This window comes from Neobacillus cucumis (genome assembly GCF_023715505.1).
In genome coordinates, this window is the sequence record NZ_JAMBOH010000036.1 from 14,458 (window position 1) to 36,359 (window position 21,902).

The 21,902-nt window shown below is 40.3% G+C and carries 22 protein-coding genes and 1 tRNA gene; 2 read left to right on the top strand and 21 right to left on the bottom strand.

Annotation, left to right across the window (positions count from 1 at the left end):
* Positions 1-5 precede the first annotated feature (5 nt).
* From M3226_RS27710 to M3226_RS27770, 13 genes are all read right to left on the bottom strand, one after another.
* On the bottom strand, positions 6-752 hold the full coding sequence (locus tag M3226_RS27710) for an alpha/beta hydrolase (protein WP_251572228.1): 747 nt from the start codon (positions 750-752) through the stop codon (positions 6-8).
* A 1,019-nt stretch (positions 753-1,771) separates the two neighbouring features.
* A complete protein-coding gene (gene secG, locus M3226_RS27715; RefSeq protein ID WP_098530333.1) occupies positions 1,772-2,005 on the bottom strand; it encodes a preprotein translocase subunit SecG in 234 nt (77 codons plus the stop codon).
* A 115-nt stretch (positions 2,006-2,120) separates the two neighbouring features.
* Positions 2,121-2,666 carry a DUF6241 domain-containing protein gene (locus M3226_RS27720; protein WP_251572230.1) on the bottom strand — a complete coding sequence of 182 codons (546 nt, stop codon included), beginning with the start codon at positions 2,664-2,666 and terminating at the stop codon, positions 2,121-2,123.
* Positions 2,667-2,828: 162 nt separating this feature from the next.
* Positions 2,829-4,127: a phosphopyruvate hydratase gene (gene eno, locus M3226_RS27725; RefSeq protein WP_098530335.1), complete on the bottom strand. Its 1,299-nt coding sequence runs from the start codon at positions 4,125-4,127 to the stop codon at positions 2,829-2,831.
* A 27-nt stretch (positions 4,128-4,154) separates the two neighbouring features.
* Positions 4,155-5,687, bottom strand: a complete 1,533-nt coding sequence (gene gpmI, locus M3226_RS27730; RefSeq protein ID WP_251572248.1) for a 2,3-bisphosphoglycerate-independent phosphoglycerate mutase — start codon at positions 5,685-5,687, stop codon at positions 4,155-4,157.
* A complete protein-coding gene (gene tpiA / locus M3226_RS27735) occupies positions 5,680-6,441 on the bottom strand; it encodes a triose-phosphate isomerase (protein WP_251572250.1) in 762 nt (253 codons plus the stop codon). Before tpiA ends, gpmI begins: the two co-directional genes overlap by 8 nt.
* 130 nt (positions 6,442-6,571) lie before the next feature.
* Positions 6,572-7,756, bottom strand: coding sequence for a phosphoglycerate kinase (locus M3226_RS27740; RefSeq protein ID WP_251572252.1), 1,185 nt, complete (start codon positions 7,754-7,756; stop codon positions 6,572-6,574).
* Between the two features lie 136 nt (positions 7,757-7,892).
* Positions 7,893-8,900: a type I glyceraldehyde-3-phosphate dehydrogenase gene (gene gap, locus M3226_RS27745; protein ID WP_251572254.1), complete on the bottom strand. Its 1,008-nt coding sequence runs from the start codon at positions 8,898-8,900 to the stop codon at positions 7,893-7,895.
* A gap of 48 nt (positions 8,901-8,948) precedes the next feature.
* Entirely contained in the window at positions 8,949-9,971 is a 1,023-nt protein-coding gene (locus M3226_RS27750) for a sugar-binding transcriptional regulator (RefSeq protein ID WP_251572256.1), read from the bottom strand.
* Between the two features lie 133 nt (positions 9,972-10,104).
* Positions 10,105-10,356 carry a glutaredoxin family protein gene (locus M3226_RS27755; RefSeq protein ID WP_251572257.1) on the bottom strand — a complete coding sequence of 84 codons (252 nt, stop codon included), beginning with the start codon at positions 10,354-10,356 and terminating at the stop codon, positions 10,105-10,107.
* A 15-nt stretch (positions 10,357-10,371) separates the two neighbouring features.
* Positions 10,372-11,694: an RNA polymerase factor sigma-54 gene (gene rpoN, locus M3226_RS27760; RefSeq protein ID WP_251572290.1), complete on the bottom strand. Its 1,323-nt coding sequence runs from the start codon at positions 11,692-11,694 to the stop codon at positions 10,372-10,374.
* 211 nt (positions 11,695-11,905) lie between these two features.
* Entirely contained in the window at positions 11,906-12,175 is a 270-nt protein-coding gene (locus M3226_RS27765) for a MerR family transcriptional regulator (protein WP_251572292.1), read from the bottom strand.
* A gap of 732 nt (positions 12,176-12,907) precedes the next feature.
* Complete coding sequence (locus M3226_RS27770; RefSeq protein ID WP_251572259.1) at positions 12,908-13,171, bottom strand: hypothetical protein; 264 nt, start codon at positions 13,169-13,171, stop codon at positions 12,908-12,910.
* 18 nt (positions 13,172-13,189) lie between these two features.
* On the opposite strand from M3226_RS27770, the gene M3226_RS27775 reads away from it, so the two are divergent.
* Positions 13,190-13,486 (top strand): hypothetical protein, encoded by a 297-nt coding sequence (locus M3226_RS27775; RefSeq protein WP_251572261.1) that lies wholly within the window; start codon positions 13,190-13,192, stop codon positions 13,484-13,486.
* Between the two features lie 65 nt (positions 13,487-13,551).
* Here the strand turns inward: M3226_RS27775 and M3226_RS27780 are convergent.
* Positions 13,552-13,623: transfer RNA gene (locus M3226_RS27780), tRNA-Arg, on the bottom strand.
* 208 nt (positions 13,624-13,831) lie between these two features.
* On the opposite strand from M3226_RS27780, the gene clpP reads away from it, so the two are divergent.
* Positions 13,832-14,437 (top strand): ATP-dependent Clp endopeptidase proteolytic subunit ClpP, encoded by a 606-nt coding sequence (gene clpP, locus M3226_RS27785; RefSeq protein ID WP_251572263.1) that lies wholly within the window; start codon positions 13,832-13,834, stop codon positions 14,435-14,437.
* A gap of 450 nt (positions 14,438-14,887) precedes the next feature.
* Here the strand turns inward: clpP and M3226_RS27790 are convergent, their stop codons facing one another.
* The 7 genes from M3226_RS27790 to M3226_RS27820 all read right to left on the bottom strand — a co-directional run bounded on the left by M3226_RS27790 (position 14,888) and on the right by M3226_RS27820 (position 21,766).
* Positions 14,888-15,145, bottom strand: a complete 258-nt coding sequence (locus tag M3226_RS27790) for an HPr family phosphocarrier protein (RefSeq protein ID WP_251572265.1) — start codon at positions 15,143-15,145, stop codon at positions 14,888-14,890.
* Positions 15,146-15,192: 47 nt separating this feature from the next.
* Positions 15,193-16,152: a DNA-binding protein WhiA gene (gene whiA, locus M3226_RS27795; RefSeq protein WP_251572268.1), complete on the bottom strand. Its 960-nt coding sequence runs from the start codon at positions 16,150-16,152 to the stop codon at positions 15,193-15,195.
* A 46-nt stretch (positions 16,153-16,198) separates the two neighbouring features.
* A complete protein-coding gene (locus tag M3226_RS27800) occupies positions 16,199-17,185 on the bottom strand; it encodes a gluconeogenesis factor YvcK family protein (RefSeq protein ID WP_251572270.1) in 987 nt (328 codons plus the stop codon).
* The gene (rapZ, locus tag M3226_RS27805; RefSeq protein ID WP_251572272.1) at positions 17,182-18,075 is read right to left on the bottom strand and encodes an RNase adapter RapZ; all 894 of its coding nucleotides are present in this window, start codon (positions 18,073-18,075) and stop codon (positions 17,182-17,184) included. Before rapZ ends, M3226_RS27800 begins: the two co-directional genes overlap by 4 nt.
* 19 nt (positions 18,076-18,094) lie before the next feature.
* The gene (locus M3226_RS27810) at positions 18,095-18,553 is read right to left on the bottom strand and encodes an NUDIX hydrolase (protein WP_251572274.1); all 459 of its coding nucleotides are present in this window, start codon (positions 18,551-18,553) and stop codon (positions 18,095-18,097) included.
* 676 nt (positions 18,554-19,229) lie between these two features.
* Positions 19,230-20,180 carry a thioredoxin-disulfide reductase gene (trxB, locus tag M3226_RS27815; RefSeq protein ID WP_251572276.1) on the bottom strand — a complete coding sequence of 317 codons (951 nt, stop codon included), beginning with the start codon at positions 20,178-20,180 and terminating at the stop codon, positions 19,230-19,232.
* A 92-nt stretch (positions 20,181-20,272) separates the two neighbouring features.
* Positions 20,273-21,766 carry a tetratricopeptide repeat protein gene (locus tag M3226_RS27820; protein ID WP_251572278.1) on the bottom strand — a complete coding sequence of 498 codons (1,494 nt, stop codon included), beginning with the start codon at positions 21,764-21,766 and terminating at the stop codon, positions 20,273-20,275.
* Positions 21,767-21,902 lie beyond the last annotated feature (136 nt).

Below are 21,902 nucleotides of genomic sequence, written 5' to 3' on the forward strand. Positions count from 1 at the left end.
CTTTATTAATCATGCCAATCCAGCTTTTCTAAAAAGGCATATACATCTTCATGAAGTTGTTCCCGCTCTTTATCCAGCGTAATCACATGTCCTGATTCTTCATACCACTTAATTTCTTTTATGGTGGATTCAATTTCGTTGTAAATGATGTTGGCACTCTCGATATTAATCATTTTGTCGTGGCGAGCCTGTACAACAAATGTCGGGGCATAGATCATATCCACATGCTCACGTACGTCGGCAATTAATTGTTGGAGTGCTTTTAATGTTTTCATCGGTGTTTTTTGGAAATCTTTCATTTCCATTTCGATTTGCTCGGCTGTTTTTCCTTCATGTTTTTTATATTCGCGGGCATAATCGAGAATTCCTTGGTACATGACCTCTTCACTTTTTATATGCATCGGGGCGCACATAGGTACAATACCCTTTATAGGTACAGTGTATCCCAATTTCAAGGAAAATACGCCGCCAAGTGAAAGTCCGGCAACGGCTATTTCTTCATGACCTTTATTTTTTAAAAAATGATAGCCATTTATGACGTCCTGCCACCAATCTTCTGGACCTGTATGGACAAGTTCTTCTGGAGGTACTCCATGGCCTTTATAGTGCGGGGCATGGCAGGTGTAACCCTTTTTTTCTAAAAAACGGCCGAGCATCCGTACATCTGCTGAATTGCCAGTGAAACCGTGTAGCAGCAAGACGGCCCGTTTTCCTCCTTCAAAGGTAAATGGTTTCGGTGGTGCAACTTTCATTTTGAAAACTCCTTTTATTTCGATTAGCTTCTATTAGTTTAAGCATTAAAAGAGGTAACATTCCAGAAAAAAGCCTTGTGAGTGTGGATTTAGGAGATTCGGATGGGGGATGAATGGTGGATTCGGCGGGAAGAGGAAAGAATTCCGTCTGTTTTTTGGTTTTTTTCGCCGATTTCTGTGATAATTCCGCCAAACCTATTTAGCGACTGCTGCTAGAATAGATTCCGATGGATCCTATTCTTTTGTACTGGCGCGCAGACCTGGCATTTCCGTCGACTTTTTGATTAATTCCGCCAACTCTGGCATTTTTTTAGAGCGCGTTTTCTTGTTTATTCCGCCTGTTTTTCAATTATTTCCGCTGATTTCTAGGATAATTCCGCCAAACCTTTATTCCTTGGTCTCAGCTGCTGGAATTAATTCGGGGGAATCTATTCTTTTAAGCAGATAGAAGACCCGGCATTTCCGCCGACTTCTAGGATAATTCCGCCAAACCTTTATTCCTTGGTCTCAGCTGCTGGAATTAATTCGGGGGAATCTATTCTTTTGAGCAGTTAGAAGACCTGGCATTTCCGCCGACTTTTTAATTAATTCCGCCAACTCTGGCATTTTTTCCGCGCGTTTTCTTGTTTATTCCGCCTGTTTTTCCATTATTTCCGCCGATTTCTAGGATAATTCCGCCAAACCTTTATTCCTTGGTCTCATCTGCTGGAATTAATTCGGGGGAATCTATTCTTTTGAGTAGTAAGAAGACCTGGCATTTCCGCCGACTTTTTGATTAATTCCGCCAACTCTGGCATTTTTTCAGCGCGTTTTCTTGTTTATTCCGCCTGTTTTTCAATTATTTCCGCCGATTTCTAGGATAATTCCGCCAAACCTTTATTCCTTTGTCTCAGCTACTGGAATTAATTCGGGGGAATCTATTCTTTTGAGCAGTTATTCTTTAGTGTCTGCAACTGGAATAGATTCCATCAAACCAAACAAAAAACCCAGCCTAACGGCCAGGTTGTATGCTTGATTAATTAAATTTTAAAATAAGTAACCGCAAGTGCAAGCAGGAAAAATAATACGGATAATACAACCGTAATTCGATGTAGAATCAAGTCAATTCCTCGTGCCTTTTGCTTACCGAATAACGTTTCAGCACCGCCAGAAATGGCACCAGATAACCCAGCACTCTTACCAGACTGTAGTAAAACGACCGCAATAAGAGCGATACTTACGATAACTAATAATATTACAACTAATGTATGCATGCAAGCCACCTCCTGTTAGACGAACAGTTCACAGTATATTTAATTTACCATACTATTCCCCTTTAGACAATAGTCGTTATTGTGACAGACTTAAAGGGAAGTCCCCACTAACTCCTTATTGTTTAACCTTAAAATTCGCTTCAATATACTTCTTTTCATCTTCTGCAGATAAAATCCCTATAGCTTTCCCCACCGTGCCGCCTTGCAGATTCCAGATTTTATTATGATCTCTATCAACACTTGAAAAATCTCTCTCAGACCAGCGCTCTAAAATGTCTAGATATACAGAGGAATGAACATAGTTTTTCTCATTTTTTTGAACTACTTTTAGTAGTTGATCAACACGCCCAGGTGTGAGCGGGATCGCCCCCCACTTCTTACTAGACTCCACTTTTTGATGGGACATTTTATGGATTGCATCCATTACCTCATCTTCGGTCATATCCATCGGAAATTCTTTTTCAATTTCTTGGCTGTTTGGGTCATCCATTTTAATGACGGAATGGCCGTTATCCGATTTTTCTACCGAGACGGTTACCGTATCCTTTTGTGAAGGAAGCGATCCCGTTGTCTGATAATAAGAGAAGATACACAAAACCATAACTGCAATAATTATCATCACACGCTGTGGCCATGATAGTTGTTTAAAATACTTTTTCATTTTTTTACCCCAGTTCTATCTCATAGGTTGGTTTATTTTAATATTAAACACAGCGATGTGATTTCCCTGCTTGTTTTTTCCAAGAATTTCGTTATTGAACATAAAAAAGCCCCTGTTTACTGAAGAATGACTACAGTGAACAGGGGCTTTGTATATATTGAATTACTTCTTCAAGTTATAGAAAGATTTAAGACCATTGTATTGAGCTGTTTCAGCCAATTGATCTTCGATACGAAGCAATTGGTTGTACTTCGCTACACGGTCAGTACGTGATGGTGCACCAGTCTTGATTTGACCAGCATTTGTTGCAACAGCGATGTCAGCGATTGTGCTGTCTTCTGTTTCACCAGAGCGGTGAGAGATAACAGCTGTGTAACCTGCACGCTTAGCCATTTCAATCGCATCAAAAGTTTCAGTAAGTGTACCGATTTGGTTAACTTTGATTAGGATGGAGTTGCCGATACCTTTTTCAATACCTTCAGCAAGTTTCTTAGTATTTGTTACGAACAAGTCGTCACCAACTAATTGAACTTTTTTGCCAAGACGCTCTGTTAATAGCTTGTGGCCTTCCCAGTCGTTTTCATCTAAACCGTCTTCGATTGAGATAATTGGGTATTTAGCAGAAAGTTCTTCGTACCAGTCAACCATTTCTGCAGATGTTTTTACCACACCTTCACCTGCAAGATGATATTTGCCATCTTCTTTGTTGTAGAACTCAGATGAAGCAGCGTCCATTGCTAGGAATACTTCTTGACCTGGCTTGTAACCAGCTTTTTCGATTGCTTCTACGATAGTTTGAAGTGCTTCTTCGTTTGATCCTAAGTTTGGAGCAAATCCACCCTCGTCACCAACAGCAGTGTTAAGGCCTTTGCCTTTTAGTACAGAACGTAATGTATGGAAGATTTCAGCGCCCATGCGAAGTGCTTCTTTGAAGTTTGGAGCACCAACAGGCATGATCATGAATTCTTGGATATCAACGTTGTTATCAGCGTGCTCGCCGCCGTTTACGATGTTCATCATTGGAACCGGAAGCTGCTTCGCATTGAAACCGCCAAGGTATTGGTATAAAGGCACGCCAAGGTAGTCAGCAGCAGCACGAGCTACAGCAAGAGAAACACCTAGGATTGCGTTTGCACCTAATTTACCTTTGTTTTCAGTACCATCTAATTCGATCAACGCACGGTCTACTGCCACTTGGTCAAGAACGCTTAATTCTTCTTGTACAAGGTGTGGAGCAATAATTGTGTTTACATTCTCAACAGCTTTAAGAACACCTTTACCAAGGTAACGTTCTTTGTCGCCATCACGAAGTTCAACTGCTTCGTATTCACCAGTTGAAGCACCACTTGGAACTAAAGCGCGGCCAAATGCACCAGAATCAGTTGTTACTTCTACCTCGATAGTAGGGTTACCGCGGGAATCTAATACTTCACGAGCGTACACATCTAAAATATATGGCATTTAATTTCTCTCCTTAAAAATAATAATTTATTTGATTAATGAAGTTCCAGTCATTTCGGCTGGCTTTTCCACATTTAATAAGTCTAACATGGTTGGCGCTAAGTCGCCAAGAATACCGCCATCACGGAGTTCAACACCTTGCTTTGTTACAATCACTGGTACCGGGTTCGTTGTGTGTGCTGTCATTGGCTCGCCTTCAAGTGTTACCACTTCGTCGGCATTACCGTGGTCAGCTGTAATAATGGCTGTTCCGCCCTTTTTAAGGATTAAATCAACAATTTTACCTAAACATTCATCAACCGTTTCAATCGCTTTAACGGTAGGTTCAAGCATTCCTGAGTGGCCAACCATATCTGGGTTAGCAAAGTTCAACAGGATCGCATCAAACTTATCATTCTGGATTTCATTCATTAACGCATCAGTTACTTCATAAGCGCTCATTTCCGGCTGAAGGTCATAGGTTGCAACCTTTGGAGAATTGATTAAAATTCGTTCTTCGCCAGGGAATTTCGCCTCACGTCCGCCGCTCATAAAGAATGTAACATGCGGATATTTTTCGGTTTCAGCAATTCTTAGCTGCTTTAAATTATTCTGTGAAAGGACTTCACCTATTGTGTTATCAAGATTTGTTGGCTTAAACGCCACATAACCGTCAACAGATTCACTGAAGTGTGTTAAGCAGACAAAGAATAAGTGCTTTGGATGCTTGGGCCCGCGGTCAAAGTCGCGGAAATCTTCATTTGTGAAGGTATTAGATATCTGAATGGCACGGTCAGGACGGAAGTTATAAAAAATAACCGCATCATTGTCTTGAATTGTTGCCACAGGCTGTCCATCTTCTTTTGTAATCACAGATGGGATGACGAATTCATCAAAAATTCCGTGCTCATAAGAATCCTTAACAACGTCTAATGGGTTGGTGTAGGCAGGTCCTTCACCATAAACCATGGAGCGGTATGATTTTTCAACGCGCTCCCAACGCTTGTCACGGTCCATTGAATAATAGCGCCCGGAGATCGTTGCGAATTCACCAACGCCATACTCCTTCATTTTGTCCAGTGTTTGCTGAATATATGATTCAGCGGTTTTTGGACCAACATCACGCCCATCCAAAAACGCATGAATGTAAACTTTTTCAACGCCTTCTTCTTTGGCAAGCTTAAGGAGCGCAAACATATGCTGAATATGACTATGTACACCCCCGTCAGATAGTAAGCCAAATAAATGAAGAGCGGTTCCATTCTTTTTCACATGTTCCATTGCTCCGGTAAAGGTTTCATTTTTTTCAAATTCACCTTCACGAATGGCAATATTAACACGAGTTAAGCTTTGATAAACAATTCGGCCGGCACCGATATTTAAGTGGCCAACCTCGGAATTTCCCATTTGTCCTTCTGGAAGACCAACAGCCTCACCAGATGCAGTTAAATGGGAATGTGGGTAGTTGTCCCAAAAGCGGTCAAAGTTTGGCTTTTTCGCATGTGCTACCGCATTTCCTTTTGTTTCGCTTCTGCATCCAAAACCATCAAGGATGATCAGCGCAACTGGAGATTTACTCATACTGACCTGCCTCCAGTAGCTTTAAGAATGATTGTGCTTCAAGGCTTGCTCCGCCTACTAACGCACCATCAATATCCGGCTGTGCCATGTACTCTTTAATGTTCTCTGGTTTTACACTACCACCGTACTGAATACGTACTGCATCGGCAACGTCTTGCGAGAATTGCTCTGCCACAACTTGACGGATATGCGCACACACTTCATTCGCATCTGCAGAAGTAGAAGATTTACCAGTTCCAATCGCCCAGATTGGTTCGTAAGCAATTACGGATTGCTTTACTTGCTCATCTGTTAAACCAGTAAGCGCTTTGGCTACTTGATCGCCTACTAATTGGTTTGTTTCACCATTTTCACGCTGCTCCAGTGTTTCACCACAGCAAATGATTGGTGTTAAGTTATATTTAAAAGCTGCAAGAGCTTTTTTGTTTACAGATTCGTCTGTTTCGTTGAACATTTCACGGCGTTCAGAGTGTCCGATAATCACATATTGAACACCAAGGTCCGCGATAGCTTTCGGGCTGATTTCACCTGTGAATGCTCCGCTTTCTTCAAAGTGCATATTTTGAGCACCAATTTTTACGTTCGTACCTTCTGTTCCTTCTACTAAGCTTTGTAAAAATAAAGCCGGTGCACAAATAACAGATTCCATTGTGTCAGTTGGAGGTACAAGTCCTTTTACTTCCTCTGCAAAGCTTTTTGCTTCAGAAAGGGTTTTGTTCATTTTCCAGTTACCTGCAATGATCGGTTTACGCATGGTGGCACATCCTTTCATAATTACGTTCGTCGCGCATTATTAATATCTATCAAAAAATGGTTAATATCTATCGTGAATTTGTAAATATATTAAAAAATTTGTTAATATCTCATTTCCATAGATGTAAAGCTTATTTATCGTTCAATGCCACTACGCCAGGAAGTGCTTTACCTTCCATGAACTCAAGAGAAGCGCCGCCGCCTGTAGAGATATGGCTCATTTTGTCTGCTAAGTTGAACTTTTCAACTGCCGCTGCTGAGTCTCCGCCGCCAATGACAGAATATGTACCTTCTGATTCAGCAAGTGCTTCTGCCACTGCTTTTGTACCGCCGGCAAATGCATCAATTTCAAATACGCCCATTGGTCCATTCCAAATGACAAGCTTTGAATTTTTGATAACATCACTATAAATTTCTCTTGTTTTTGGTCCGATATCAAGAGCTTCCCAATCAGCAGGAATTTCTTCAATCGATACGACTTTTTTATTGGCATCAGCAGAGAAATCATCCGCTACTACAACATCAACCGGCATATAGAAATTAACGCCTTTTTGTTTTGCCTTTTCAATGAAAGAATTTGCAAGGTCAAGTTTGTCTGCTTCTAGTAATGATTTACCCACTTCATGGCCTTGAGCTTTCACAAATGTATAAGCTAAGCCGCCGCCAATGATTAAGTTATCAACTAGTTCAAGAAGGTTTTCAATTACACCTATTTTGTCCTTTACTTTTGCACCGCCGATGATTGCTGTAAAAGGACGTTCAGGATTAGAAAGAGCTTTACCAAGAACATCAAGTTCTTTTTCCATTAAAAAGCCTGAAACTGCAGGTAAGTTATGAGCAATACCTTCTGTTGAAGCATGTGCACGGTGAGCAGCACCAAATGCATCGTTTACATAGACATCAGCAAGTTCAGCAAAGTTTTTAGCTAATTCAGGATCATTCTTCTCTTCGCCAGGATAGAAGCGAACATTTTCAAGAAGAAGAACATCGCCTTCATTCATCGTTTCAATAATAGCTTTAACAGAATCACCATAAGCCTCATCAGCCTTCTTGACTTCTTTGCCAAGAATTTCAGAAAGTCTTACACCAACTGGAGTAAGGCGCATTTCTTCTACCACTTGACCCTTTGGACGACCAAAATGGCTGGCTAAGATTACTTTTGCCCCTTGTTCCATTAAGTATTGAATGGTTGGAATGGCTGCACGAATACGTGTTTCATCCGTGATTTGTCCATCCTGCATTGGAACGTTAAAATCTACCCGGCAAAAAACGCGTTTGCCTTTTACATCGATATCCTTAAGTGTTTTCTTGTTCATCTGTAAAGGACCTCCATTATGAGCGGTGTCATGACAGCCGCTCGAATATTGTCGAAAGCTCATAAATCAAATAAAAAAGGAGGGGGAATCTTCCCCGCTCCCCATTGGAAAACATTAAATTATATAATCTTAAGGATTAAAGTCCTTTTGAAGCGATGTAATCGCAAAGGTCAACTACGCGGTTAGAATAACCAACTTCGTTGTCATACCAAGATAATACTTTTACCATATTTCCTTCAAGAACCATTGTTGATAATGCATCGATTGTTGAAGAAACAGTTGCTCCATTATAGTCAGTAGAAACTAATGGAAGATCGCTGTATGCAAGAATGCCTTTTAATGGACCTTCAGCAGCTGCTTTTAATGCTTCGTTAACTTCATCAGCTGTAACGTCTCTTTCTAATTCTGCTACTAAGTCAACAACTGATACGTTTGGAGTTGGAACACGCATTGCCATACCGTTTAATTTACCTTTTAATTCAGGCAATACAAGCGCAACAGCTTTAGCAGCACCAGTTGAAGTTGGGATTATGTTTTCTGCAGCTGCACGTGCACGACGGTAGTCTTTGTGTGGTAAGTCAAGGATTTGTTGGTCATTTGTATATGAGTGAACAGTTGTCATCATACCACGCTTGATACCGAATGTATCGTTCAATACTTTTGCAAATGGAGCTAAGCAGTTAGTAGTACAAGATGCGTTTGATATTACATGGTGGTTATTTGCATCATATTTATCTTGGTTAACACCCATAACGATTGTGATATCTTCATTGTCTGCTGGAGCAGAGATGATTACTTTCTTAGCGCCTGCTTCAAGGTGTTTCGCAGCATCTTCACGCTTTGTGAAACGGCCAGTAGATTCAACAACAACTTCTACACCAAGGTCGCCCCAGCCAAGTTGTGCAGGATCGCGCTCAGCGATAACCTTTACTTTGTGGCCGCCAACTACTAGGTATTCACCGTCAACTGTTACATCTTCAGAAAGAGTTCCGTGAACAGTGTCATATTTTAAAAGATGTGCAAGCATTTTTGCATCTGTTAAGTCGTTAATTGCAACGATTTCCACATTACTATTGTTTAAAGCCGCACGGAATACGTTACGACCAATACGTCCAAATCCATTAATACCAACTTTTACTGTCATAATAAATTTCCTCCTTTGTTTGGGTAAAGCTATATTTTTTAAAAGGAATTACCCTTTCAATAACCTTTTTGCTGCACCTTCATCGGTAATTAAAATCGTCGACTTTGGTGCTTGTTTTAAATAAGCCTTAATTGCCTTAGCTTTTGATGTCCCGCCTGCAACCGCAATTACATTTGGGATATGCTCAAGGTCTTCAAGCTGAAGTCCAATCGTTAATACCTTATGAACAATCTCGCCTTCTTCATTAAAATAATACCCAAATGCCTCGCCGACAGCCTTCCCTTCTTCAAGCTTCTTCTTAATTTCAGGGTTGCTTTTTCGCCGTTCAGCCATTGTAATAGCCTCCCCAATACCGTGGAGAACCATGCTGGCTGATTGAATTAAAGTTAAGACTTCGTGGATATCAGGCTCTTTGATCAAGGATTCGTAAATTTCCGAACTCACCTGATCTGGAACATATAAAACTCGATGCCGGGAATCTGTGTTGTGTGCCATATTCGAGCAAATGGTATTTGCCTGATTATGTACATCTTCACCAACCCCTCCCCTTGCCGGAACAAACAATAATTCCTTCTGGGTTAAATCGGGTGAAAGTCTTTCCGCAACAGCAGCCATAGTTGAACCGCCAGTCACAGCGATGATATTTTTCCCGCTAAGAAGCTTTTTCATGCAAATTGCAGTCGCCTTGCCGAGTTCACCTTTGACCATCGGTGATTCATCACCATCACCAGGGACGATCATCACCTTTTTAATGCCGAGCCGGTGTTTTAATTCTAGTTCCATGACGTCTATACCCTTTAGCTCACGCATTAAACCTTCTAAATCTTCAAGTAAATTTTTCCCTTCCGATGTTAAACTCATTCCTACATTGTTTGTATTAATAAGATTTTGTTCTTTGAGGAATTCTACTTCACTACGAAGTATTCTTTCGGTAAGCCCAAGGCTGACAGCTAAGCTCCTTCTTCCTACTGGCTGCATGTGTCCTATGTAACGTAAAATTGTGTGTCGTTTCTGCAGGACTTGAAGGAGATCGGGTAATAATCTTTTTTGTATATCAATAAATGACTGCATGAACTGCATGCTCCTTTATTATATGTAGTTGGTCACAAAAAGTCCACCCTAGACATATTATGTCCCACCTACACTAAAAAAAATCACCCCTATTACGTTTTTTATTGTAACAGGAGTAAAAATCGATTTCAACTCATTTAATTTGATTTTTTTCTTGCAAACGGTTACTTATGTCGTTTTTGTCAACAAATCCGAATCCTACTTCTTCTCCGTCCAAATGAACAACTGGAATCATTAGACCATAGCGTTCTGTTAACTCATCACTTGTTTCAATATCAATTTCTTCAAGTTGAAACTTCCATTGAGCTTGCAATTCTATTATAGCAGCCTTCGCTTTGTCGCAGAGAGGACAGTGGTTCCTAGTATATAACGTGATCGTATGCATTTTTTCCTATCCTTTCTAGATAAACCGTTTTCTCTTAGATGAAGATGGAATTCCAAGCTGTTCTCGGTATTTTGCCACCGTTCTCCTCGAGACAATGATTCCTTTTTGCAGCTTTAATTGCTCCACCACGTCTTGATCCGACAGTGGTTTTTGTTTATTTTCCTGGGAGACTAATGAATGGATTTCATTTTTCACCTGGGTAGAGGATGTACTTTCTTCATCAGTTAGAGTTTGTATGGTACTAGTGAAAAAGGTTTTTAAGGGATAAGTCCCGATTGGTGTTTGCACATATTTTTCGCGAACCGCCCGGCTAACGGTTGATTCATGGATATCAAGTTCTCCCGCTATTTCTTTCATGGTCATTGGAACTAGATATTGACTTCCTTTTTGAAAAAAGGCCGGTTGTTTTTCAACAATCTTCGCCACTACCCTAGTGAGGGTTTCTTTCCGCTGCTCAATACTTTTTAAAATCCATTGGTAGTCTTGGACTTTATCCTGTAAAAAACGGCTGACCTGCGGGTTCTGATTATGAAACTTTTGATAGTATGGCTGATTAAAACTAATCCGCGGCAGGGATTCATCAACCATACGTACTGTTAGTCCCTCATTTGTTTGCTCAATGATTGCATCAGGAATAATATAGGTGGTTGGTTCATTTCGCAGTAATGCTCCTGGTTTTGGGTTTAGCTGCTGGATTTCATCAAACACATCTTGTAAATCCTTCATGCTAATTCCCAATTCTTTTGCGATTAGCTTCCACTTCTTTTCAGCAAACGGAATAAAATATTTTGATAGAATGGTTTGGGCTAGGTCATTGTTCGGGTTTTTATAGTAAAATTGCATCATTAAGCATTCTTGCAAGTCCCTTGCCCCAATACCAGCTGGTTCAAGGGTTTGTATTATGGCTAGACAGTCTTCTACTATTTCGTGATCAACCTGCAATCTATCAGATATTTCAGTAAGATCACCAATAAAGTAACCGTTTTCATCCAAATTTTTAATTAAATACCGAATCACTTTCATTTGCTCAGCTGTTAAGTGTGTAATCTTAAGTTGAGAGATTAGGTGTTCCTCAAGTGAGAATGGTTTGTCCGCGATCTGTTCAATCCAGTCTTTTTCCGACTTCTGATGTTTGCGACGGTTCCGGTCGATCTGGGGATTCATCGGTTTGACATTTCCATTTTCGATTTTAAGAAGTGGGTTTTCTAATGCCTTATCTTCTAAAAAAGCTGCCAGCTCCTGTGCTGAGTACTGCAGTAAGGCGATTGCCTGCGATAACTCCTGAGTCATCGCTAATTTTAAGGTTTGCTGCTGCCATAGACCCGCTTTTAAATCCATCATGCTCACCCCTCCTTTTTTTATTCTACACGATGAAAGGGGATTCGTGTATAAATTATTTAGGTTACCAACCCTCAACTGGAAACAGAAGAACTGGATTAGTAATTCCGTAAATTCCTCAAGATTGGTTAACTAAAGAAAAAACCAGTGATTTAGCTCTTATCACTGGTTTTTCTCCTTTTTGAAATTGTTACAACCTTCACGTGAGTAGTTACTTATAACCGTTATGATGAAAATGTGAATTGATTTGTCCAATAATCATCTTATGTTTTTCTTTTTTTACTATATCTTTGCGTATCTCATGCGTCTGAACACCATCTTCAATTTTTTCGGCTATCTCCATGAGTCTTTCAACATCCGAAAAAGAGTACTTACGTGTCCCTGAAGGGGTTCGTTCTGGAAAGATTAATTTTCGCAATTCATAATAACGGATTTTTCGATTGGATAACCCTGTTATTTCCGTCACAATTCCGATTCCCATCACCTTTTTATCACGATATGTTTGATTATTGTCCACTACTATTCCCTCCTGCCAAGTTGGACTATAAAGTTTTCAATAAAGCTGCGTCATATTTCCTGACATTGATATTGAAATTTTTAGCTTAAAGAGTATTCAATAGTAATCTATTAATGAAAATTCACTAAAATTTTTAATTTAAAATTCAGAATATTTATTCATGTTAACTATTCTAACATGAAATGTTATGAAATCAACACAAAATATTTGTACTAAACGCTAAGCTAGTTTTTTGAAAAATTTTTATGAGTAAAACTATAATACTGAAAATAATTTTAATGGACGAAGCAACTCAAAATCGGAATTTTATTAGTATGGAAGGCCTAATCATTATGACGATTGGTTTTTGTCATTCGGGGAAATTAATGGAAGAGAATTGGAAATCGCTTACAATGACGCGGCCTATTTGATCATAAGCCGATCAATTTCTATACTACAATTTTAATGCAGTTCCTCGTTAGCTTTTTTAATATAATTATTTTTTTAAATTTTTTCTTTTCCCATATCACACTCACAACATTTCTAAAAAAAGTGGTAATTATATAAACACCTTTAAGGGTTACTTTAATAAAGAATGAACGTCCATTTTCATTCTGTAACTTCACTGAAAATTAGAACTTCCTGAATGAGAGCCATCAAAGATAGCGAAGCCCTTTTTCAACTTGATTCCACCTGAGGCAGTATCACCTCTACAGCTCAATGGAATCTTAGAGGCTTCAACTTTTTTCTTTCTGCTTCTTTTTTTGCTGCTTCTGCCTGTGCTAGTTTTTGTTTTTCGTAATTATCTACTTCTGCCATTGTTTTAAAGGTGGCAACCTCAGTATTACCGTCTTTCGAAGCGACAAGAAGTCCATCTTTGGCTTGTAACACGTATCCCACATTCCCGTTTCCAACTGAAATGCTTTTGGGGTGTTCTACAGACAATTTCGCTTTTGCCTTTTCAAAATTCCTATCTGTCATTCCTTTTGTAATGGCTGCATGAAAACCCGGAATTTTACCGTATCAAACCTTCCCGGTTATGTACCAAATGCTCCTACGACTTTAAAGGGAACAGGCGATGACGTAGTATTCTTTAATGCCAATAGCCGCAATTATAAATTCAGCTTTACCCACCAAGGTCAAAGTAACTGTGCGGTTAAATTAAACGGCTCAGGATTAATGGTGAATGTAATCGGCAACTACTCTGGTTCTATGCGTCAAAAACTAGGAACAGACGGAGTGTATCTGTTACAAATTATCGCAGATGGTAACTGGACGGCTACTATCGAAAAATAAAAGCACGATAAAAAACACGAAGCAGACAAAATGCTTCGTGTTTTTTATCGATGTTGAATTTATGATGCGCTCGGCGAGAATCGAACTCACATTTTAAGCTTCGGAGGCTTACGTGCTATCCGTTGCACCACGAGCGCATATATTTATTAGCGACTTTTATATTATATGCTAAATACTTCTTAATTGCAAGGGGAGAATAGGTTTTAAATTTGCCAGAAATGGTTATCCTGATGTTGGGAAAGTTGTCGAACAAATATAAAGGCAAACTGTTTGACCTTTATTGACCATCAGTGTATGATACTATTACATAAGCTTTTACCTTTTCTAATCAAAGGAGGAAGAAAAATGAATTTGATTCCTACAGTTATTGAACAAACTAATCGCGGTGAAAGAGCCTATGACATTTACTCCCGTCTTTTAAAAGACCGGATTATTATGCTAGGTAGCGCAATCGATGACAATGTGGCTAACAGCATTGTAGCACAATTATTATTCCTTGAAGCCGAAAACCCTGAAAAAGATATCACCCTTTATATCAACAGCCCAGGCGGAAGCATTACAGCCGGTATGGCGATTTTTGATACCATGCAATATATTAAAGCGGATGTATCAACCGTATGTATCGGGATGGCTGCTTCCATGGGAGCATTCTTACTATCAGCTGGTCAAGCAGGAAAGCGCTATGCCCTGCCAAATGCTGAAGTAATGATCCACCAGCCACTAGGCGGCGCTCAAGGTCAAGCAACTGAAATTGAAATTGCGGCCAAGCGTATTCTTTTCCTTCGTGAAAAATTAAATGGCATCTTAGCAGAGCGCACAGGTCAGCCGCTTGAAGTGATTCAACGCGATACAGACCGTGATAATTTTATGACTGCCGAAAGAGCCAAGGAATACGGCCTTATCGACAGCATCATCACTCGTAAACCTACTGATGCTATAGAGAAAAAATAAAAGTAAAGCAACCGTCGTCACGTCGGTTGCTTTCTTTTTTTTAGAAAAGCGCAAGCGCCTTGGTTAGCCCCGATATAGGGCGACTTGTCGACTGGCCAGCGAAAGCAGGGTCAAAGACTAGTCGCCCTTAATGCGTACAGAAAGCGATAGCTTTCTGTAGCCAAGCACAAGACGAGCCGGCCGAAAGGTTGCTCTTTAACCTTTTGGACGGATTGATTTAAATGTGGAGGCGACTGTTCTGGGACGAATGCATAAGACGCACCCTGTAAGAAGGCGTTCTTTGCCTTCTTCAGGGGGTGGCTTATGACTTCAGTCCCAAGGAGCCGCAACTGGATAAGCTTGTGACCTCGAGTGGCTAGGCGCTGGAGCTGGACAATTCTCGAAGTCAAAAACATTTATACTTTCTTATCTTTTAAAAAAAGGATTCAGCCTGTGCCGAATCCTTCTTTATTAATGTTCTTTTTGAATAAAATCTGATAACACCACAATAGCTTTCTCTTCATCTTCGCCATCTGCAATTATATTAATCGAAACCCCTGAACCGACAGCAAGACTCATTAATCCCATAATACTTTTTGCATTAACCTTCTTGCCATCCTTTTCAAGAAAAATATCTGAATTAAAGCGATTTGCTTCTTGAACAAAAAGGGCGGCAGGACGTGCTTGAAGACCCGTTTTCAATTTAACCTCTATTTCTTTTACCAACATAACTTAATTCCTCCTCGAGTTTTTTATACTTGTTAATCATTGCACATTTACAAACTGGGATTTTTTGACCTTATTTCTCCTACACGGAGCTTGTCAGCAATCTCATCAATTTTTCTTAAGCGGTGATTAATTCCGGATTTACTAATGGTACCACCGGATACCATTTCCCCTAATTCTTTTAAAGTGACATCAGGATATTGAACCCGAAGCTCAGCGATCTCCCTCAACTTATCAGGTAAAACTTGCAGGCCAACGATTGAGTCAATGAAGCGGATGTTTTCGACCTGTCTGATAGATGCACCAATCGTTTTATTTAGATTGGCCGTTTCACAATTTACTAAGCGGTTAACGGAGTTGCGCATGTCCCTGACAATCCTTACATCCTCAAAACGAAGCAGGGCATTATGGGCACCAATAATATTAAGAAACTCCGTAATTTTCTCGGCTTCCTTTAAATAGGTGATAAAACCTTTTTTTCGTTCAAGCGTTTTACTATTCAATCCAAATGTATTCATTAATTCACATAAAGAATCATTATGTTCTTTGTAAAGCGAAGCAATTTCCAAATGATAGGAAGAAGTTTCAGGATTATTGACCGACCCGCCTGCAAGAAACGCGCCTCGTAAGTAAGAACGCTTACAACACTTCTTCTTGATCAGTTCAGGCGAAATATCATGAATGAAGGTAAATCCTTCACCGAGTATTTTCGTATCCTCTAGGATCTCCTTAGCCTGCTCGGCTAAGCGAACAATGTAAACATTATTTTTCTTTAAGCGCATCTTTTTTCGAACTAAAAGCTCTACCTGTACTTGATAGCTCTTTTTTAATAATGTATAAATTCTTCTGGCAATCGCCGCATTTTCAGTTTGAATATCCACAACTAACTTACGATTCGAAAAGGAAAGGGAACCATTCATGCGAATCAATGCTGATAGTTCTGAAAGATTACAGCAAGTTTTCACTTCCAAGTTAGTTAATTCCTTTTTGGTCTCCGAAGCGAAAGACATCCCCTCACCACCTTATAAAACTGCAAAAACACAAGTGTACTAGTAATTACGATTCATAACGCTCTTTAGTTTCATTAATCAGTAAATTATATAAAATTTTGGCGACCTTTTTCGGGTCATGCCTTAATGCTCCATTTTCCTGATAAGCGATATCTGCATGAACGACTTCAAGACCTAGCTCAGATAACTCCGGTAAATCATATTGAACAGGGTCTGCCAGTTCTTCATTATAGCGAAGCTGGATATCTGGCGGGATTTCTTCATTATTAACTAAAATCGTATTTATAAAGGCACAGCTCATATGGTCATAGATCGCCTTCACATGATCACTCGCAGCAAAGCCATGCGTTTCCCCAGCCTGCGTCATTAGATTACAGATATAAACCTTTTTCGCATGGGAGCGGCACAACTCGTCACCTAAGCGCGGAACAAGTAGATTCGGCAAAATACTCGTATATAAACTGCCAGGTCCGATAATAATTAAATCAGCCTGACGAATAGCTTGAATAGACTCCGGTAAAGGCCGAATACTGGTTTTAGAGGTTAGGAAAACTTTTTTGATTTTTTTCCCCGAATAAGGAATTTTTGATTCCCCTGAAACGATAGCACCGTCCTCCATCTCAGCATTTAAGACAACACTCTGGTTGGCTGCGGGCAGCACCTTTCCACGTACATTTAAGATTTTGCTCATTTCTTGAATGGCGTGGACAAAATTACCGGTAATAGATGTCATAGCTGCCAGGATTAAATTACCGAGCGAATGACCGGATAGTTCATTCGCCGTTTTAAAGCGATGTTGAAACATCTCCTCAACGAGCGGTTCAACATCTGAAAGTGAGGCTAACACGTTGCGTATGTCGCCAGGAGGCGGAATGTGCAGATTCTCACGCAAGCGGCCCGAGCTGCCACCATCATCCGCTACTGTCACGATGGCGGTGATATCCACAGGATACTGTTTTAGTCCACGTAATAGAACGGGTAATCCTGTTCCACCGCCAATTACGACAATGCGAGGCTGTCCTAACTCACTCATGTTGTTTTTTCCTTTCTCCTCTCAATGTCACGATGCGAAACAATGGTTTTATAATCATTTTGGAAAAAGCCGCCAATATTTTCTGCTAGTGCAACAGAACGGTGCTGTCCGCCAGTACAGCCGATCGCAATGACAAGCTGTGCTTTCCCTTCCCGTTTGTAATGTGGAAGCATAAAGCTTAACAGATCCGTCACCTTTTCCAAAAACTTCTGTGTCTCATTCCATTTCAAAACGTAACTGGAAACCTCTTCATCCAAACCTGTTTTGGGCCGCATATGATCAATATAATGAGGATTCGGCAAAAAGCGTACATCAAAAACAAGATCGGCATCAATTGGGATTCCATATTTAAAGCCAAACGACATGACATTGACAGTAAACATTAATTGTTTATTGGTTGTGAATTCCGTTAATATTTTCTCACGTAATTCACGCGGTTTCATCTGGGAAGTATTGTAAACCAACTGTGCTCTGCCTTTTAACTCCTCCAGCAGTTCTCGCTCTAATGTAATTCCTTCAAGCGGAAGTCCTGTTGGCGCAAGCGGATGGGTCCTTCTGGTCTCCTTATATCTTCGCACTAATGTGGCATCATCTGAATCCAAAAATAAAATTTGTGGCGTTACCCAGGAGGTTTCTGCCAGCTCATCTAATCCTTTAAACAAATAATCAAAGAATTCTCTGCCGCGCAGGTCCATCACAAGGGCCACTTTATTCATTTTATTCCCCGATTCCTTCATAAGTTCAAGGAATTTCGGCAGAAGAGTAGGAGGTAAATTATCAACACAGAAGAAACCCAAATCTTCAAAGCTTTGAATGGCAACGGTTTTTCCAGCCCCAGACATTCCTGTAATAATGACCATCTGGATTTCGCTTGTCGAACCTGTACTCATTTTTATTCCCCCTATTCTTTTAACCTGGATCTAATCGATAGCTAATTAGTTGAAAATCACTTGTGTAAGTAAACGTACCATAAATAATGCCTTTTCCATGTATCATATAATCAATGATATGTAGATCACCCGCTGCCATAGGCAGACTCTTGATTTGCTCAATTGGCTGCCAAGCAAGCTTACCCTCATCTGATTCATCTAAATCAATCCCGTCTGAATCAGTTGCGACAAACGTAAACATCATCCATTCGGACAAAAGCTCGTCGGCATCCTTCATAATCATCGTAAAAATTCCTTTTAATTGTGGATTTTTCAAGTAGATGCCCGTTTCTTCACGGAACTCCCGAATACAGGAATCACGGACCGATTCGCCCGGTTCCATTTTCCCGCCTGGTGCCACCCACCAGCCACGGCGCGGTTTTTGCAGTAGTAATACTTGATCATTTCTTATTAATACACAGTTGGTAACCCGCTGCACTTTTTTCACCTCTTTAGAAGTGCACATGCTCAATCTGATGCATGTAAAATTTAGTAAGAACAAGCGCCTTGTTTTGGAGCTTGGCTAGATAAATTAATTTATTCTTTTCATTATACTATTTTTAGGAAACCGCCACAATGAATACAAAGTTGATATTTTTGTTAAATATTTTAGAAAAGCGCAAGCGCCTTGGTCAGGCCCGCTATAGGGCATCTTGTCGACTGCCCAGTTAAAGCAAGGCCAAAAACTAGTCGTTCTTAATGCGTACAGAAAGCATAAGACGAGCCGGCCGAAAGGTTGCTTTTTAACCGTTTGGACGGATTGTCCTAAATGTGGAGACGACTGTCCTGGGACTCCAGGCTAAGAGGTTCCCTGCAAGAAGGCGCCTTTTGCCTTCTTCAGGGGATGGCTAGACTTGCGTCCCAAGGAGCCGCAACTGGATAAGCTTATGACCATCGAGGGCTAGGCGCTGGAGCTAGACAATTCTTAGAATAGGGATGGACTAGTGCTGAACGTCCCGAATTCACATCTAGAAAACAAAAAAAGAGCACAAGCTGCTGGGCCTGTGCAGAAAGGTATATATTTTAAAGGGGGTCAATTTCCTTTATCATACACCATCTATATTTCACTACTGTTACAGGAGAGTTATAAAAAGGTTACGCTTTTAATTTATATATTACTTTTTTAATTTCAATTCTTCTTTAAGTTCTTCTACATAATGCTGAGCACTTTGAGCTGCGATACTGCCATCACCTGTCGCGGTTACAATCTGACGAAGCATTTTTTCACGAATATCTCCCGCCGCAAAAATACCAGGCACCTTGGTTTCCATTCTGTCATTTGTTTCGATATAGCCATTTTGATTAGTAATGCCAAGATTCTCAAATGGTTTTGACAGTGGAACCATTCCGACATAAATGAAAACACCATCTGCCGGTAATTCCTGTTCTTCGCCGTTTTGCGTTGAAACAAGCGTTACACTGCCGACTTTCCCATCTTTATCATTAATCGATTTAATCGTATGGTTCCAAATAAAGTCAACCTTCTCATTCGCAAAGGCACGGTCCTGAAGGATTTTTTGAGCACGTAACTGGTCACGTCTGTGGACGATCGTTACTTTTGAGGCAAAACGGGTTAAATAAACGCCTTCTTCTACTGCAGAGTCGCCACCGCCAATTACAAATAATTCTCTTCCTTTAAAGAAAGCACCATCACAAACCGCACAATAAGAAACCCCGCGTCCGCCTAATTCTTTTTCACCTGGAACTCCGACTTTCTTATATTCTGCACCTGTTGTGATGATGACAGAGTAGGCTTTATATTGTTTTGAACCAGCGTTGACAATTTTGTAATCGCCATGGTCTTCAATTCCTTTAATGTCACCATAAGCATATTCAGCACCAAACTTTTTCGCATGCTCAAACATCTTGGTTGATAAATCCGGCCCTAAAATGCTCTCAAAGCCTGGATAGTTTTCAACATCCTCGGTATTGGCCATTTGACCGCCAGGCATACCGCGCTCAATCATAAGTGTCGACATGTTTGCACGAGATGTATAAACAGCAGCCGTCATCCCTGCAGGACCAGCGCCGGCAATAATGACATCATAAATTTTTTCTTCAGTCATGTAAAACTCACTCCTATATAAAAAAATACGATTAAGTATTAGTATTCCCACTTAATCGTATAAAACAATTGAATTATAGTCCACGAATATGCTTAGTTCAGATAGTTGTTAACCAATTTTACATATTTACCGATTGTGGCAGTAGACAAGCCATAACGGTCAGCCACTTCCTGCTGAGAAACTTTCTCGCTCCGCAGTTTATGCCACAAATATTCAACCGCTCCAGCCCAGGCACGTTTATTTTTTAAATCGACTCCAGCTTTCGAAGCTTCCACAAAAATAGAAAACCAGAGAAGATACAACCCGGACTCAATCGTCCCAATGGGTTGGTGTTTTTCATAAAATATTTCAGCCACTTCTTGAGCATCCTCGGTCTTTGATGATTTCCCCAATCGAATCATGGAGAGATAATCTTTTTCCAACTTGGTAAACTTCTGATTCTGAAACAGCCGCTTGGAACTGATGATTTCTTCTTTTTTACTTGAAACAGTTGTCAAAAAAAGAGCAAATAACCGCTCCTCGACATAGTCACTTTCAAGCTTTTGATAAATCGATTCTGACAGTTCTTCGAATCCGTTTACTGCTGTCTTTTCTAGGTTCCATGGTTCTGAACCTTCTTTACCAGGACTAAGCTCCAGCGCCTTTTTCCAAATGCTTTTTGCAAAATTTTCGTAGCCTGTGTAAAAAGCGGAATAAGAAAGCCAATAATAAAATGGACCATCTCCGTCAAAGCCATGTTTATATAGTTTTTTCAGCCATTGGTAGGCCAGTTCGTATTCACCCACTAACGCAAAAGTCGCGCCAAGTTTATATTGATGCTCACTTAAAAGGGGCTGAATTTTCTTCAAAACCAGCAGCATTTCCGTCACTTTCTCTGTTTGCCCTTGGTAATGGGCAAACACAAGCTTGTTACAGAGGGCATGTAGATTGCCAGGATTACGGTCTAATACATCTACTAGAATCGCTTCCGCTTTTTCCACTTTTCCTAAATAAAAATAGGCTAATGCTAAATTATTATAAGCCGACCAGTATTCCGGGTATTCCTTAACGACATCTTTCAAGAGCTCAATTGCCTTTGGGAAATAGCCGGATTCCAGCAGTTCCCGCGCCTGTTCTTGTTTGAAGATTAAGTCATCCTGCTCATATAGCTCATCCTCGAATTCTTCCGCTTCCAAGGTAAGGACTTCTAATAAATCTTCGGTGTCTTCGGAAAAGTCACCATCCGGATCTAGCTGAAGATATAATTTGCTATGATGATACGCATCTTTAAAAAATCCCATGTGGGCATAATTATTTGCTAAAAAGTAGTGGCATTCCGCCATTTCTGGATCAAGCTCTTCAAGGATTTGATGCAAGAGTCGGTTGGAATGTTCGAATTCGCCAAGTTCTGTCGATACAATCGCCAGCTGGCAAGTAATCATTGGTTCACCCGGCTCAAGCTGAATCGCCCGCCCAAGATATTTTTTGGCTTTAATAAAATCTCGTCGATGGTATGCCTTGACACCCTTCTTAAAATAATATTCGCCCGTTGGAACAAATGATAATAGTTTTCCCTTTTGAATTCTTGCCTTCGCTTCTTTCACCATGAAGTCCTCCACATTTTTCAACATAACTTATGTAGTATAGCATATGTAGTGGGTGTTCGAGAAGGGGGCGTTTGATTTAACTTATGGATTGAAATCGACTTCTTGCGCAGAATTGTGAGGTTCTCTCCTAATAGGC

Coding starts and splice junctions, on each gene's coding strand:
- eno (WP_098530335.1), bottom strand. CDS start 4,127: ATGCCATATATTTTAGATGTGTACGCTCGTGAAGTATTAGATTCCCGC.
- M3226_RS27770 (WP_251572259.1), bottom strand. CDS start 13,171: ATGACAGATAGGAATTTTGAAAAGGCAAAAGCGAAATTGTCTGTAGAA.
- gap (WP_251572254.1), bottom strand. CDS start 8,900: ATGACAGTAAAAGTTGGTATTAATGGATTTGGACGTATTGGTCGTAAC.
- rpoN (WP_251572290.1), bottom strand. CDS start 11,694: ATGGATTTAAAAGCGGGTCTATGGCAGCAGCAAACCTTAAAATTAGCG.
- whiA (WP_251572268.1), bottom strand. CDS start 16,152: ATGTCTTTCGCTTCGGAGACCAAAAAGGAATTAACTAACTTGGAAGTG.
- gpmI (WP_251572248.1), bottom strand. CDS start 5,687: ATGAGTAAATCTCCAGTTGCGCTGATCATCCTTGATGGTTTTGGATGC.
- M3226_RS27755 (WP_251572257.1), bottom strand. CDS start 10,356: ATGCATACGATCACGTTATATACTAGGAACCACTGTCCTCTCTGCGAC.
- M3226_RS27740 (WP_251572252.1), bottom strand. CDS start 7,756: ATGAACAAGAAAACACTTAAGGATATCGATGTAAAAGGCAAACGCGTT.
- M3226_RS27720 (WP_251572230.1), bottom strand. CDS start 2,666: ATGAAAAAGTATTTTAAACAACTATCATGGCCACAGCGTGTGATGATA.
- secG (WP_098530333.1), bottom strand. CDS start 2,005: ATGCATACATTAGTTGTAATATTATTAGTTATCGTAAGTATCGCTCTT.
- M3226_RS27820 (WP_251572278.1), bottom strand. CDS start 21,766: ATGGTGAAAGAAGCGAAGGCAAGAATTCAAAAGGGAAAACTATTATCA.
- M3226_RS27765 (WP_251572292.1), bottom strand. CDS start 12,175: ATGGGAATCGGAATTGTGACGGAAATAACAGGGTTATCCAATCGAAAA.
- tpiA (WP_251572250.1), bottom strand. CDS start 6,441: ATGCGTAAACCGATCATTGCAGGTAACTGGAAAATGAACAAAACCCTT.
- clpP (WP_251572263.1), top strand. CDS start 13,832: ATGAATTTGATTCCTACAGTTATTGAACAAACTAATCGCGGTGAAAGA.
- M3226_RS27800 (WP_251572270.1), bottom strand. CDS start 17,185: ATGAGTGAGTTAGGACAGCCTCGCATTGTCGTAATTGGCGGTGGAACA.
- M3226_RS27710 (WP_251572228.1), bottom strand. CDS start 752: ATGAAAGTTGCACCACCGAAACCATTTACCTTTGAAGGAGGAAAACGG.
- rapZ (WP_251572272.1), bottom strand. CDS start 18,075: ATGAGTACAGGTTCGACAAGCGAAATCCAGATGGTCATTATTACAGGA.
- M3226_RS27750 (WP_251572256.1), bottom strand. CDS start 9,971: ATGCAGTCATTTATTGATATACAAAAAAGATTATTACCCGATCTCCTT.
- M3226_RS27790 (WP_251572265.1), bottom strand. CDS start 15,145: ATGTTGGTAAAAGAAATAGAGGTTAAATTGAAAACGGGTCTTCAAGCA.
- trxB (WP_251572276.1), bottom strand. CDS start 20,180: ATGACTGAAGAAAAAATTTATGATGTCATTATTGCCGGCGCTGGTCCT.
- M3226_RS27775 (WP_251572261.1), top strand. CDS start 13,190: ATGAAAACCCGGAATTTTACCGTATCAAACCTTCCCGGTTATGTACCA.